Origin of the sequence: Puniceispirillum sp. (SeqCode) (assembly GCF_965657105.1) — a bacterium.
In the GTDB taxonomy this organism is placed as follows: domain Bacteria; phylum Pseudomonadota; class Alphaproteobacteria; order Puniceispirillales; family Puniceispirillaceae; genus Puniceispirillum.
Genome location: NZ_CBFHNB010000058.1, coordinates 1 through 13903, shown reverse-complemented (window position 1 = coordinate 13903; position 13903 = coordinate 1). Strand labels below are relative to the sequence as shown.

Annotated in this window: 14 protein-coding genes; 11 read left to right on the top strand and 3 right to left on the bottom strand. The window is 51.4% G+C overall.

Annotation, left to right across the window (positions count from 1 at the left end; translation table 11 throughout):
* Window positions 1-53 precede the first annotated feature (53 nt).
* Both acs and ACTF7Q_RS08510 read right to left on the bottom strand, forming a co-directional pair.
* Complete coding sequence (acs, locus tag ACTF7Q_RS08515) at window positions 54-1994, bottom strand: acetate--CoA ligase (RefSeq protein WP_438997417.1); 1941 nt, start codon at window positions 1992-1994, stop codon at window positions 54-56.
* A gap of 90 nt (window positions 1995-2084) precedes the next feature.
* The gene (locus ACTF7Q_RS08510; protein ID WP_438997416.1) at window positions 2085-2630 is read right to left on the bottom strand and encodes a regulatory protein RecX; all 546 of its coding nucleotides are present in this window, start codon (window positions 2628-2630) and stop codon (window positions 2085-2087) included.
* A gap of 132 nt (window positions 2631-2762) precedes the next feature.
* Here ACTF7Q_RS08510 and ACTF7Q_RS08505 point away from each other — a divergent pair, with 132 nt between their 5' ends.
* From ACTF7Q_RS08505 to ACTF7Q_RS08480, 6 genes are all read left to right on the top strand, one after another.
* On the top strand, window positions 2763-3701 hold the full coding sequence (locus ACTF7Q_RS08505; RefSeq protein ID WP_438997415.1) for an ABC transporter permease: 939 nt from the start codon (window positions 2763-2765) through the stop codon (window positions 3699-3701).
* An 81-nt stretch (window positions 3702-3782) separates the two neighbouring features.
* Window positions 3783-4904 carry a 2'-deoxycytidine 5'-triphosphate deaminase gene (locus tag ACTF7Q_RS08500; RefSeq protein WP_438997414.1) on the top strand — a complete coding sequence of 374 codons (1122 nt, stop codon included), beginning with the start codon at window positions 3783-3785 and terminating at the stop codon, window positions 4902-4904.
* A gap of 216 nt (window positions 4905-5120) precedes the next feature.
* The gene (locus ACTF7Q_RS08495) at window positions 5121-6317 is read left to right on the top strand and encodes an aspartate aminotransferase family protein (protein ID WP_438997413.1); all 1197 of its coding nucleotides are present in this window, start codon (window positions 5121-5123) and stop codon (window positions 6315-6317) included.
* Between the two features lie 57 nt (window positions 6318-6374).
* Window positions 6375-7283, top strand: a complete 909-nt coding sequence (gene argF / locus ACTF7Q_RS08490; protein WP_438997412.1) for an ornithine carbamoyltransferase — start codon at window positions 6375-6377, stop codon at window positions 7281-7283.
* Window positions 7284-7344: 61 nt separating this feature from the next.
* Complete coding sequence (locus tag ACTF7Q_RS08485; RefSeq protein WP_438997411.1) at window positions 7345-8268, top strand: Hsp33 family molecular chaperone HslO; 924 nt, start codon at window positions 7345-7347, stop codon at window positions 8266-8268.
* A 136-nt stretch (window positions 8269-8404) separates the two neighbouring features.
* Entirely contained in the window at window positions 8405-8992 is a 588-nt protein-coding gene (locus ACTF7Q_RS08480; protein WP_438997410.1) for a hypothetical protein, read from the top strand.
* Window positions 8993-9241: 249 nt separating this feature from the next.
* Here ACTF7Q_RS08480 and ACTF7Q_RS08475 read toward each other — a convergent pair whose 3' ends face one another.
* Window positions 9242-10687, bottom strand: coding sequence for a TrkH family potassium uptake protein (locus tag ACTF7Q_RS08475; RefSeq protein WP_438997409.1), 1446 nt, complete (start codon window positions 10685-10687; stop codon window positions 9242-9244).
* 102 nt (window positions 10688-10789) lie between these two features.
* On the opposite strand from ACTF7Q_RS08475, the gene ACTF7Q_RS08470 reads away from it, so the two are divergent.
* From ACTF7Q_RS08470 to ACTF7Q_RS08450, 5 genes are all read left to right on the top strand, one after another.
* Window positions 10790-11065 carry a hypothetical protein gene (locus ACTF7Q_RS08470; RefSeq protein ID WP_438997408.1) on the top strand — a complete coding sequence of 92 codons (276 nt, stop codon included), beginning with the start codon at window positions 10790-10792 and terminating at the stop codon, window positions 11063-11065.
* A 62-nt stretch (window positions 11066-11127) separates the two neighbouring features.
* A complete protein-coding gene (locus tag ACTF7Q_RS08465; RefSeq protein WP_438997407.1) occupies window positions 11128-11655 on the top strand; it encodes a DJ-1/PfpI family protein in 528 nt (175 codons plus the stop codon).
* 61 nt (window positions 11656-11716) lie between these two features.
* The gene (locus ACTF7Q_RS08460; protein ID WP_438997406.1) at window positions 11717-11962 is read left to right on the top strand and encodes a DUF1289 domain-containing protein; all 246 of its coding nucleotides are present in this window, start codon (window positions 11717-11719) and stop codon (window positions 11960-11962) included.
* 13 nt (window positions 11963-11975) lie between these two features.
* Window positions 11976-13031, top strand: a complete 1056-nt coding sequence (gene bmt, locus ACTF7Q_RS08455; RefSeq protein ID WP_438997405.1) for a betaine--homocysteine S-methyltransferase — start codon at window positions 11976-11978, stop codon at window positions 13029-13031.
* A gap of 167 nt (window positions 13032-13198) precedes the next feature.
* Window positions 13199-13903: amino acid--tRNA ligase-related protein (locus ACTF7Q_RS08450; RefSeq protein ID WP_438997404.1), on the top strand; the 705-nt coding region annotated here is incomplete at its 3' end.

The following is a 13903-nucleotide window of genomic DNA, read 5'->3' as shown; positions in this document are numbered from 1 at the left end:
TGATATAGCCGCGATCATCTATCGGTCATCGCTACGCTCAGGCCGGATGATGCTTAGCGATTCTGTCGGTTTTCGATCAGGTCGTCAACAACGGCTGGATCGGTTAATGTTGATGTGTCACCAAGCTGGTCAAATTCATTCGCGGCAATTTTTCGCAATATCCGTCGCATAATCTTGCCAGACCGCGTTTTGGGTAATTGGGGTGCCCATTGCAACAAATCAGGAGTTGCGATCGGCCCAATTTCTTTGCGCGTCCATTGGCGTAATTCGGCAAGAAGAGCGTCGCTGGCTTCAATACCAGCAACCAATGTGACATAGGCATAGATGCCCTGTCCCTTAATATCATGTGGATAGCCAACCACAGCCGCTTCGGCAACATGTTGATGCGCTACCAAGGCAGACTCGATTTCGGCGGTGCCCATACGATGCCCCGAAACATTCAGAACATCATCGACACGTCCGGTGATCCAGTAATAGCCATCTTCGTCGCGCCGTGCGCCATCGCCGGTGAAATAGCGGCCAGGAAAGGTGGTGAAATAGGTTTCAATGAAACGCTGATGATCCCCATAAACTGTGCGCATTTGGCCTGGCCATGAATGATCGATACACAGATTACCCTCGACAGCACCGTCCAGCGGATTATTGTCGCCATCAACCAACACCGGCTTGACCCCAAAGAAAGGCCGGGTTGCCGATCCGGGTTTGGTGGCTGTTGCGCCAGGCAAAGGCGTAATCATGATGCCACCGGTTTCGGTCTGCCACCATGTATCGACAATCGGACAGCGCTTTTCACCAACCACCTCGTGATACCACATCCAGGCTTCGGGATTGATCGGCTCACCCACGGTTCCCAACAGGCGAAGTGATGAGCGATCGCATTTCTTGACGGGTGCATCGCCTTCACGCATCAAGGCGCGGATAGCGGTTGGCGCGGTATAGAAAATATTGACCTTGTGCTTTTCAACAACCTGCCAGAAGCGTGAACTATCAGGATAAGTAGGCACGCCCTCGAACATCAGCGATACCGCCCCATTCGCCAGCGGTCCATATACGATATAGCTATGGCCTGTCACCCAGCCAACATCGGCTGTGCACCAGTAGATTTCGTTGTCATGATAGTCGAACACATAATGATGCGTCATCGACGCATAGACCATATAGCCACCGGTTGTGTGTAACACCCCTTTGGGTTTGCCTGTTGATCCCGATGTATAGAGAATGAACATCGGATCTTCGGCATTCATTTCTTCGGGTGGGCAATCAGCCGCGGCCACCTGCATCGCTTCGTGGTACCAGACATCACGGCCTTCAACCCAGTCGATGGCACCGCCTGTTCGCTTGACCACAATGCAGGATGTGCAGTCAGGACAGTTTACCAGCGCCGCATCCGTATTGGCTTTCAAGGGAATAGGCTTGCCACCACGAACGCCTTCATCGGCGGTGATAACCATATTCGAATCGCAATCTTTGATCCGGCCAGCCAGCGCGTCAGGCGAAAATCCGCCAAACACAACCGAATGCACCGCGCCAATGCGCACGCAGGCAAGCATCGCCACGGTGGCTTCCGGGATCATCGGCATATAGATGGTTATGCGGTCACCTTTTTTGGCGCCGTTTGCTTTGAGCACATTGGCAAATTTGCAGACCTCTTCATGCAGTTCGCGATATGAGATATGCCGGTGATCATTCGGATCATCGCCTTCCCAAATGATCGCAGTCTGATCGCCGCGGCTTTGTAAATGCCGGTCAAGACAATTAACCGATGCGTTCAAAGTGCCATCGGCATACCAGTTGATATGCAGATTATTTGCATCATAGGAAACATCGCTGACATGGCTATAGGGCTTTATCCAGTCGATGCGCTTGCCATGCGTGTCCCAGAACGCATCCGGATCAGCAATCGAGGCCTCATAGAGGGCTTTATATTGTGCGTCATCCGCATGTGCTTGTGCTGCCAATTCCTGACTTGGCGTGAAAACTGAATCTGCGTCCATTAACCTCTCCATCATCGGCGTTAGCCTGTTTTGTTCAGCCTATTAACTGGAAGGCGTGATGGCAAGACTGAGATGCACAGAATTTATAGGTTATAGGTCAGGATGCGTTTCACCACTGGCAAGAGCATCAATAAGGGCTTCGGCATCGTCGCGGTTGGCAACGTTTAGAACTTGATGACAAATGCGCATTGCAAAGCCAGCACGTGCCAGTGATCCCAGATGCCGATTGCGTAAAATCTGTGGATCGGTTGTGCTGGATGTCGTCGTATAAACGCCAAGCCGACGGCGCCGTGCAAACCGGAAAGCGGCCAGTAATTCACCATCTTCAACATATTCGTCGGCTTCATCAATGGCGGCATCAATATCGTCATTAGTGATTTCATGCTGGCGCAAACGTTGCCGAATGACACGTGCCGAACGCCCCTGATTACGCTGGCTGCGCGCTTGACTGCGCGCAAAGACATCATCCTGCACATATCCAAATTCGGCGCATTGGGCAATGGTTTCGGCAATCGCGGCTTCGATATCGGCAGCGTCGGCATCGGCAAGTTTGCGTGTCGCGAAACGTGCCAGCACCTGACCAAGCCGATGCTGGGATGTGGCATAGCGGCCAAGATAATGCACAGCTTTATTCATAAGCCGTTTTTTAATCCTGGTTTGATCCATATTGTCATTTCGCTATCTGCTAGTTGCTATCGGGGCCGGCACCAGTCTATGCCGAAACCATGTCGATGCCAAACCGCATATCACCGGATATCAATTATCATAGTGGGGTTTCTAGGCATTGCGCTTTTGCATCACTGGGCTTATTTTGGCGGCATGAACAAAATGGCCAAAAACAACCAGACGCTGAATCAAACCGCACCCTCATCATCGGATGCGGATAAGCTGTCAGACGAAACGACGGACAGCTATATCATACGGCCGGTCAAAATCGGCAAACTCAACACTATTGGCATGTATACATTATATATGCGCGAAGTGCGCCGCTTCATGAAAATTCTGATGCAAACGCTGATTGCGCCGGTTATGACATCGGTTTTGTTTCTGATGGTATTCGCGGTGGCGGTGGGTGATCGTGCTAATCTGACTGTTGGTGTTGATTTTGTAACCTTTCTCACCCCCGGGCTGGTGATGATGAATTTGTTGCAGAATGCTTTTGCCAACACCTCGTCATCGCTTGTCGTTGGCAAGGTGCAAGGCACGATTGTTGATGTGCTGATGCCGCCGCTTGGCGCTGGCGAAGTGCTGGCAGCCATGTCACTGGCTGGGGTGACACGGGGTGTCATGGTCGGCGCGGTGACAGCATGCGCTTTGGTCATATTGGGTGGGGGCACCTTGCCAAACGCGCCATTTACAGCTTTGTTATTTATGTTTCTGGGAGCTTTGGTTATGGCCTTTGCAGGAATTCTGGCAGGGATATGGGCTAATAAATTTGACGAGATGGCGGCGATCACCAATTTTGTTATTCAGCCATTGGCCTTTCTGTCAGGCACATTTTATTCAATCAACCGTTTGCCCGCTCCCTTTGATACGATCGCGGCGCTGAATCCGGTATTTTACGCGATTGATGGGTTTCGCTTTGGCATGATTGGGGTGGCTGACCGGCCGTTGCTAACAGGCATTATATGTCTTGTTAGCCTCAATCTGGTGCTGGGTATTTTATGTTACCGTGCGCTGAAATCAGGCTATCGTTTGAAAAGCTAGTCACACATCGTATCGAAAATGTTATAAAGGCACTGATTGATGCTCAGCTTGGGTATTAAAACAGATAAAGGATAAAATCTAATGGCCGAAACACGTAATCAGAATGACGGCATTTTGCCTGTGCAGTCGCTTCGCGTTGCGGCGGATGCGGGGGTTATTCTTTCGGGTGACAATGATTTTATCGATGGCCAGATGCAACCAGCCAGCCTTGATTTGCGGCTTGGTGCCGAGGCTTGGCGTGTACAAGCGTCCTTCTTGCCAGGCGCCGATAGTACGGTGGCACAGAAGCTGGACAAATTCGCCATGCATAAGATTGATCTGAGCGCTGGCGCGGTGCTGGAACGTGGCTGTGTTTATATTGTCAAATTGCAGGAATCACTGGCGCTTAGTGCGGATCTATCCGCCATGGCGAATCCGAAAAGCTCGACTGGTCGTCTGGATATTTTCACCCGTCTGATTACCGATAATGCGCTGGAATTCGAAGCGGTTAGCAAAGGGTATCATGGCCCGCTTTATGCTGAAATCTCGCCGCGTACCTTTTCGGTTCTAGTACGGGCTGGATCGCGGCTATCGCAACTGCGTCTGCGCCGCGGTCAACCGCATATTTCGGATGATATGATGCAGGATCTGCAACGCAAGGTTGGGCTTGTGCATGGCACCGACGCGCCGGATATCCGTGATGGTATTGCTTTGTCGGTCAATCTGGCACCAGATACCCAAAGCGGGATGATCGGCTGGCGTGCGCGTAAACATGCAGGGCTGATCGATATTGATGCGCCTGCCAGTGTTTCGGTTAATGAATTTTGGGAACAGCTTACATCTGACGATCTGACAGCTGGTGGGTTGGTGCTGAATCCGGATGAATTCTATATTCTGGCAAGTCGTGAATTTGTAACTGTGCCGAAAGATCATGCTGCCGAAATGCGTGCTTATGATACGCGGGTTGGTGAGTTCCGCGCCCATTATGCTGGTTTTTTTGACCCCGGATTTGGCGTTGCCGAGATTGGCGCAACACCAACAAGGGCGGTGCTGGAAGTGCGCTCGCATGATGTGCCATTTCTGATCGAGCAAGATCAGACAGTCTGCCGTCTTGTTTATGAACCCATGAGCGCGATACCTGAAACGCTATATGGTAGTGGTGGCAGTGGATCAAACTATCAGTCACAGGGTTTGCGCTTGGCAAAACATTTCATTCAAGACTGATTACTTTGCCAAAATCCTTAGTTTCTTGACATTTTGGGGGAAAATGCGGATTGTCAGCATAGTTTAGAATTAGAATGCCTTATATATTTATCCACCTTCGACAGCGTTTCGGGGGTGGTTTGCTTTTTGGGGTGTGTTGATAAGCACAAAGGGTGCATTTGCTTAGTTCAAGTAAGATTACTGCCCCGCTAGAATTTTGACCATAATGATGAATGAATGATGACAAATTACGCCGAAAACAGTGCTGTTATGAACACCTACGGACGCACCGAAATCGCGTTTGTGCGCGGTGATGGCTGCTGGTTGGAAAGTGATGATGGGACGCGGTTTCTTGATTGTGCTAGCGGCATTGCAGTCAATACGCTTGGCCATGCACACCCCAAGCTGGTAGCGGCATTACAGGCACAAGCTGGCAAATTATGGCATACATCCAATCTGTACCGGATTCCGGGTCAAGAAGCGGTGGCAAAAAAACTGGCATCATTGTCAGGGCTGGATCAGGTGTTTTTCTGTAATTCAGGTGCCGAGGCGACCGAAGCATCGGTGAAGATTGCACGCCGCGCCGCGCATGAGGCAGGCATGCCCGAACGAATGACCATTCTGTGTTCGTCAGGCGCGTTTCATGGCCGGACATTGGGTATGCTGGCGGCAACTGACCGTCCAGCCTTTCGGACTGGATTTGGCCCCATGCCAGCTGGGTTTGAGCATGTTTCGTTTGGCAATATGAATAGTCTGCGTGCAGCCATGGGGCCGCATGTGGCAGCGATCATGATCGAAGCCGTGCAGGGTGAAGGCGGTGCAAAACAGGTGCCAAGCGACTATATGGCCGAAGCCAGAGCCGCGGCGGATGAATTCGGCGCGTTGATTATCGCTGATGAAGTGCAGGCAGGTATTGGCCGGACAGGCCATATGTTCTCGTTTCAGGAATCGGGTATCAAACCGGATATTGTTGCGCTTGCCAAAGGGCTTGCCGGTGGCTTTCCCGTTGGGGCCGTGATTACCAGTGAAAAAGTGGGTAATGCGATGACGCCGGGAACGCATGGATCGACCTTTGGCGGTAATCCGCTGGCAATGGCGGCGGCTGAGGTGGTGCTGGACGAATTGTCAAAGCCGGGATTTCTTGCCGATGTGCAACGGCGGGCGGCGCTGTTGGATAAGGGGCTGCGCGATCTGCAGAATAGCTATCCGCATATGATTGAAGAATTACGTGGACGCGGTTTTCTGCGCGGCATCAAATTTGCCGATGATTATAATGTTGCGACGATTATGGCGAGCTTGCGTGCACAGCATGTTCTGGCGGTGCCTGCGGCGGAAAACACCTTGCGGCTATTGCCGCCGCTGATTATCAGCGAAAATGAAATCGATATTGCGCTAGGTGCGCTTGCCCATATTTTTGAAACCCTCAAGGCGTGAAACCAAGGCCAGAAGACCTAACAGTATCAGGCCGGTTGGTTGAACAGGATTTAGATAATGCGACATTTTCTGGATATACGTGATTTTAATGCTGGCACATTGTCAGCTATTCTTGAACAGGCTGCCAGTTTAAAGGCTGACCGCAAAGCAGGTTCGGCATCAGCCAAGCCGCTTGCGGGGAAATCGGTGGCGATGATTTTTGAAAAGCCGTCAACACGCACCCGCGTATCTTTTGAGGTTGGCATCACTGAGCTTGGCGGAACACCATTGATTCTATCGGCTAGTGATATGCAGGTTGGTCGCGGCGAAAGCGTTGCCGACACTGCCAAGGTATTGTCACGCTATGTTGATGCGATCATGATCCGCTGTTTCAAGCATGACATGTTGATGACCTTGGCTGAACATGCCACTGTGCCGGTCATAAATGCGCTGACCGAATGGTCGCATCCATGCCAGATCATGGCTGATTTGCAAACCATGATCGAACGTCATGGACCACTTGCTGGCCAGTCTGTGGCCTGGCTTGGTGATGGTAATAATGTGGCTACTAGCTGGATCGAGGCGGCGGCTGTGTTTGGCTTTAAATTGAATATCGCCTGCCCCAATGGGTACGCGCCATCAAGCAAGTTACTGGCATGGGCACGCGCTCAAGGTGCTGATATCACGCTGACGGATGATGCCATGGAAGCGGCCAAGGATGTGCAAACAATTGTTACCGATGTCTGGATTTCAATGGGGGATGATGAAGGCACCCGTGCCGAAGATTTTGCCCCCTATCAGGTCAATGCCGCGATTATGGCGGCCGCGGCTGGTGATGCAATTTTCATGCATTGTCTGCCTGCTATTCGCGGTATGGAAGTCACTGCCGATGTTATTGATGGGCATCAGTCAGTTGTGTTTGACGAAGCCGAAAACCGTCTGCATGCGCAAAAGGCGATCCTGGCTTGGTGCATGGGTGGTAACTGATTTAAGTGCTTAAATGGTTGGATTATATCGAGCTGGAAGAGACAGTGTAATGGATGTTGTTGTGAATGATAATCTTCGACCAGATGCGCAGGTTCTGCCGTTTTATCTTGCTGATGAAGAAACTGGAACGCCGCTTGTACGTGGCCGTATCGCGTCGGTTGGCCATGTGGCCAGCACAATTCTGGCACGTCATGATTATCCGCAGGATGTTGCCTTGTTGCAAGCCGAAGCGCTGGCGATGACTGCCTGTCTGTCGAGCACGTTGAAATTTGCTGGTGTCTTTACCTTGCAAGCCAAAGGTGATGGCCGCGTGCGCACCCTATTTGCCGATATCACCGAAACAGGTGCTATGCGTGGCTATACCGCTTTTGACGAGGATTCTGCAGTGGTTGTGCCAGCGCATGGTATATCAAATCTGCCGCAGATTATGGGTGGCGGCTATATGGCATTCACTGTTGATGAAGGTGCTACTGGCGGCCGTTATCAGGGCATTGTCGAACTTGATGGGCCTGAATTGCGCGATGCGGCGATGGCCTGGTTTGCCAATTCCGAACAATTGGAAACAGCTGTCACAAGCACATCCGGACAGGGTGATGGTGGCTGGCAGGCATCCGCCATGATGATACAACGCGTCGCCAGCGAAGGTGGTAAAAAGCCACGCAAGGCTGACATCGAGCTACATGATGATGTCTGGCACACGGCAAAAACATTGATGGCATCAGTCAAGCAGAGTGAATTGCTTGATGCTGCAATCACACCAGAGCAGCTTGTGTTTCGTCTGTTCAATACATTGTCACCACATGTCGCACCAGCGCGCCAGGTGATCGATGAATGCCGCTGCAATATGGAAAAGGTCGAGGCGATCCTCAAACAGCTTAAGCCTGAAGAAGCCGATGATCTGCTTGATGATGACGGCAAAATTCGGGTGACATGTGAGTTCTGTAAAACCGAACGACGTTTCGGTACGGACGTTCTGGCTGGCTAATGCGCTGATTGGCTGAAGTCAGGTCTAAATCCGCCTGCGACCACCTACTATGATCACCAAATGCTACATTTTAATCTTTAACTTAATCTTTAACTGGCGCACTCTAAAGTTGATATAGGTTTCTGGAGTGATGATGATGCAAAAATTGTCCCTGCTTTTCAGCCTTGTTGCGCTGATCTTTCTTGGCGCATGCGGGGCAACGACGACAACGGTGACAGCACCGCCAAAATTTGAAGCCAATAATTACCAGCCCCTGCGGATGAATGCGCGGCGCATGGAAATTATCGAAAACTGGCAGATGCCAATCGAAGCGCCCTATATCGGTTATCTTGCCAATCCAGCCCCATCAAATGTGGTGATTGACTGGGCGTCAAATATATTGATGCCTGCTGGGGGTAGCGGTGAATTGGTGCTGGATATTTCGCGGGCGTCCTTAACCCGCACCAAGCTGGCGCGTTCGGCTGGTTTGAACAGCCTGATTACGGATGAACAGGAAAGTAAAATCGAAGCGCATATCGAAGCCCGCCTGATCTGGTTACAGCCGGTTGGCGGGTTTCAAGGCATGATAGAACTGTCGGCGCGTCATGCGTTAACCATTCCTGAATCCTCCACCGCCAATGAGCTTGATATTGCGGTGCAAGAGGCTTTGCTTGCTGCGGTGAATTTGCTCGACAAACAAGCGCGTGAAGAAGTTGCCAAAATCCCGAATATCACGGTGCCCTAAACCAGCACATATGGTTTGCAAGCACTCTGGCTGGATGATGCTTTATAAGCGCGATCATCTTTCGATCTTCGTTACACTTGATCGGATGATGCTTGATTCTTATATCATGTCGCATCATCTCTCGACCTTGCGGTCGGATGATGCTTGTTTAGCGCGATCATCTTTCTGCCATCGCTTTGCTCTGGCTGGATGATGCTTGTTTAGCGCGATCATCTTTCAGCCACCGCTTTGCTCTGGCTGGATGATGCTTTACCGCCGCCAAAATCCGGGGTTGAGCATGACAAGGACAGTAAATAATTCCAGTCGGCCAAGCAACATGCCGAACGACATGACCCATTTTGCCGGATCAGGCAACAGGGCAAAATTACCTTCTGCACCAATCAGATTACCAAGCCCCGGCCCGACATTGCTGATTGATGTGGCCGCGCCAGATAAGGCGGTGATGAAATCCAACCCCATCATGCCCAGCAAAATAGCCAGAATGACAAAACATAAAATATAGACATAGAAAAACGCCATCACCGAATCCATGACCTCGCTGGAAACCGGTTTGCGGTTATAATAGGCAAGCACAACACCATGTGGACGTAACAGCCGGCTGATCTGGACACGCGCGGTTGTCGCGAGCACCTGTAGCCTGAACACCTTGATTCCGCACGTTGTCGATCCGCCACATCCGCCGATGAACATGGCAATCAATAGCATTGTCGAGGCAAAACCACCCCAAGCTGAAAAATTAGCACTGCTATAGCCAGTTCCGGTCAAAATCGAAATTGTGTTGAAACTGGACTCACGGATCGCATGGGCAATCTTGTATCCGCCAGCTGACAGGTGCCATGCCAATAACGCCACAAGACCAATCAGAAGAATAAAGAACCATCTGACCTGTGGGTCATTCACGAGATTGCGCCAGCCACCCCGAACCATCGCCAGATAATGCGCAAAGGGCAGACTGCCAACAATCATACCGGCAATGATAATCCATTCGATTGTAACCGAATCAAACGCCCCGATTGAGGCTGTGCGCGTTGAATACCCCCCGGTTGCCAACGTCGTCATGGCATGGGTAAGCGCGTCAAATATGCCCATGCCTGCCGCCGCTAGCATCATTGTCCATATCGCTGTCAGGCCGGCATAAACCAGACCGATGCCACCTGCTAGCTGAGCCGCACGTGGCACAACCTTGTCAGCGCGCTCATAGGATTCGGTGCGGAATAACTGCATGCCGCCAACGGACAGCATTGGCAATACCGCCATCGCCATCACAATGATGCCAACGCCGCCCAGCCATTGCAAAAGCGCTCGCCACATCAGAATGCCCGGTGACGCCATCTCAATATATTGTAAAACGGTTGAACCAGTTGTGGTGATCCCTGATACCGACTCAAATAGCGCATCTGTCGGGCTGAGCTGTAATTCGCTAAACATAAAGGGAAGTGATCCAAAAACACCGATCAGCATCCACGAGCCATTGGTCAGCAAAAACGCCTGGCGTAGTCCAAGATCAAGCGGTTCACGCTGTGACGTTGCCAGCCATGTGGTGACACCGAAGAAAGCCGTGAATAAGGATGAAACGGCAAAAACCTGCCAGTCGCCAGACCCAAAATACAGATCGACACACATTGGGATCAGCATGGTCGCTGCCAGGATAGTGGTCAAAAGGCCCAGAATGTTCAAAACAGGTGAAAATTGCATTATGGTTACGGGTTAAGCCCCGACCCTTTGTCGCTAGCATGGCGCGTAAGCGCCTGTTGATCTTGAAATGTGAATCAAAGCTGCTTTCTAATGCGCTTATATATGCCGAAATCAACACCAGAAAGCAATATTTTTCCCTATGGGCGCGCCGTCGTGTTTTATGGTGATAGGTTTTCTGGCCATCAACGCGCTGGTACCGAATATATTCCAAAGCTTGGCAAAGCAGGGCTTGAACAAAGCGTAAAGACAAGGTATAAATCGGCTGTTCCTGGGGCATTATCCGTGCAATCAAGCACGCTGACCAAGAGCTTCAAACATGAATTTCACAATGCGGTGCGGACATTTCGTCTACATTTCGTCTGCACGCTTGGTAACTAACAAATTGTTTTATATTGATAAACCGCAACGGTTTTGATTCAGTTTTCACAAAGGAGATCTCAATGCAGGCGAATAATTTTGCAGGTAAGACTATTGGTATAATGGTGGCTAGCGGGTTTGATGAGGATCAGTTTATCGCCATCCAGCGCGCAATGCTTGCAAAGACTGCCAAATTGAAGATCATTTCACGCGATGCTGGCCTGACCAACTCTTGGAATGGTTCCGGGTGGGGCATGTCCTATCCGGTGGATAGCACATTATCAACAACGCTTGCTATTGATTATGATGCGCTGATCATCCCTACCGGTGCCCGTCATATTGATACGCTGTTAAATGAAGTGCATGCGAAACGCGTTCTGCGCGCCTTTTTACGTGAAGATATGCCAGTCATGATGCAGGGTGAAGCAATAAGGCTGCTTAACCTTGTCGAAGATCACGCCGCACGGGCAATCGATGCGAAAGCCGAAACTGCCGAGGTCGCGGTGGATAAAAATCTGGTTCAGATTCCGCTTGCCGAAAAACTTGAATCAGGCCTAGAAAAGTTAAATGTGGTCATGGAAGCATCTGCGGATGAAAGTCAGGCAGCCTAGTATTCAATCTGTCATTTAATTAGGTCACAGATAACGCGGCTATAGACATGAGGCGGATGCAGTGAAGTCAAAGTTATCAAATGCCGCCGTTGCTATGCCCTCGCCATGTATCTCTATTTGCCAGATGGATCCGCAGGCCGATATCTGTCTTGGTTGTTACCGTACAAGGCAGGAAATCGCCAGTTGGAGCCGTATGGATGCAGAGGCGCAACGTGACTTGCTTGATACTCTGAATGAGCGTCGCGCAGAAAAAACCGGTATCCGCCGCCGCCCTACACGGCGCCGAACGATTGCGGGTGAAGGATAAACCGAGACAGACTATGTCATCAAAATTTCATGATATGCTGGCTGAATGTTCGTATCTGCTTGCCGATGGTGCGACAGGCACAAACCTATTTGGTCGCGGCCTTGAGACAGGTTATCCACCTGAATTATGGAATGTTGAACGTCCCGACGACATTATGTGGTTGCATGATGGTTTTTTGCAAGCCGGTTCGAATCTTATCCTGACCAATTCCTTTGGCGGCACATCATTCCGTTTGAAATTGCATGATGCACAAGACCGGGTCGAAGAGCTCAATCACGCGGCGGCGATTAATGCTGTGGCGGCGGTAACAAGCCATCGCGATAAAACCGGCACCGATGCGATTGTGGCGGGGTCAATCGGCCCCACGGGTGAATTATTTGAACCGCTTGGCGCGCTGACGCCGGATTCCGCATGTGAGGCGTTCACAAAACAGGCATCTGCGCTTGCCGAAGGCGGGGTTGATATGCTGTGGGTGGAAACCATGTCGTCCACCGAAGAAGTCGATGCCGCGGTCACGGCCGCCAAAGTAACGGGTCTGCCGGTTGCGGTTACCATGACCTTTGACACAGCCAGCCGCACCATGATGGGCATCACGCCTCAGCAATTCGCCGAACAGGCGGTTGCGCTTGGCGTCGATGTGCTAGGCGCGAATTGTGGTATTGGGCCAGCCGAATTGATGCATTCGATGACCGGTATGACCGCGACCGCCTTAGCTGCCAATATCCCGATGGTGGCCAAGGGTAATTGCGGGATTCCGGCCTATGTCGAAGGGGCGATCCATTATCACGGCACCCCCGAATTAATGGCCAGCTATGCCCTGTTTGCGCGCGATGCTGGTATAAGCATCATTGGCGGCTGTTGTGGCACGACACCAGCGCATGTGGCCGCTATGAGCGCGGCTTTGGCGTCGCGTCCCGCGGGTACACTTGATCAAGATGATATGCTGGCGGTGCTTGGCACGCCATGGGCTGATGTGCAGACCTCATCCAATGCCAATGCCAATGCCAATGCCAATGATGATGCTGGTGCCGGTGGGCGTCGTGGTCGCCGTGGCCGCCGCCGCAGTTAGCTATTTTCCTGTATTGCCTCTATTTTCCCTCTATTTTGCCTGATATGGACGTGATTATGGCGTATCACAGCAAAATTGCGTGAAAGCTGGTTGCGTCAGGCAGTCATAATTTGCATACTCGCCCCGATTTTAGCCGGGGATGACCGGTCGTTTTTGGAGCTTCACTTATGCATATTTACCGCACCCATACTTGCGCTGCCCTAACCGAGGCCGCGGTCGGCGAAAAAGTTCGTATTTCCGGTTGGATCAATCGCAAGCGCGATCATGGCCAACTCGTATTTATCGACCTGCGCGATCATTACGGTTTGACGCAATGTGTTGCCGATTCTTCGGATGCTAGTTTTGCCATTGTCGAGGCGACACGTCTTGAATCGGTTGTGACCATCACAGGCGAGGTTGTGCGCCGTAGCGACGACACTATCAACACCGCATTGCCAACAGGTCATATCGAAGTGCGCATCGAAAGCTTTGAGGTGCAGTCAGCGGCAGATACATTGCCTTTGCAGGTCAATTCGGATGAAGATTCAGGCGAGGAAACACGCTTGCGTTATCGGTATCTTGATTTACGCCGTAGTCGCCCACATGCCAATATCATGTTGCGCGCGCAGATTATTCAATCAATCCGCGCCCGCATGGTCGCTCAGGGCTTTACCGAATTTCAAACACCCATTCTGACCGCATCGTCACCCGCAGGGGCGCGTGATTTTCTGGTGCCCGCACGTTTACATCCAGGCAAGTTCTATGCCCTGCCGCAAGCCCCCCAGCAGTTCAAGCAGCTGATTATGGTGTCGGGTTTTGACCGCTATTTCCAGATTGCGCCCTGTTTCCGCGATGAAGATAGCCGCGCCGACCGAAGCCCGGGCGAATTCTAC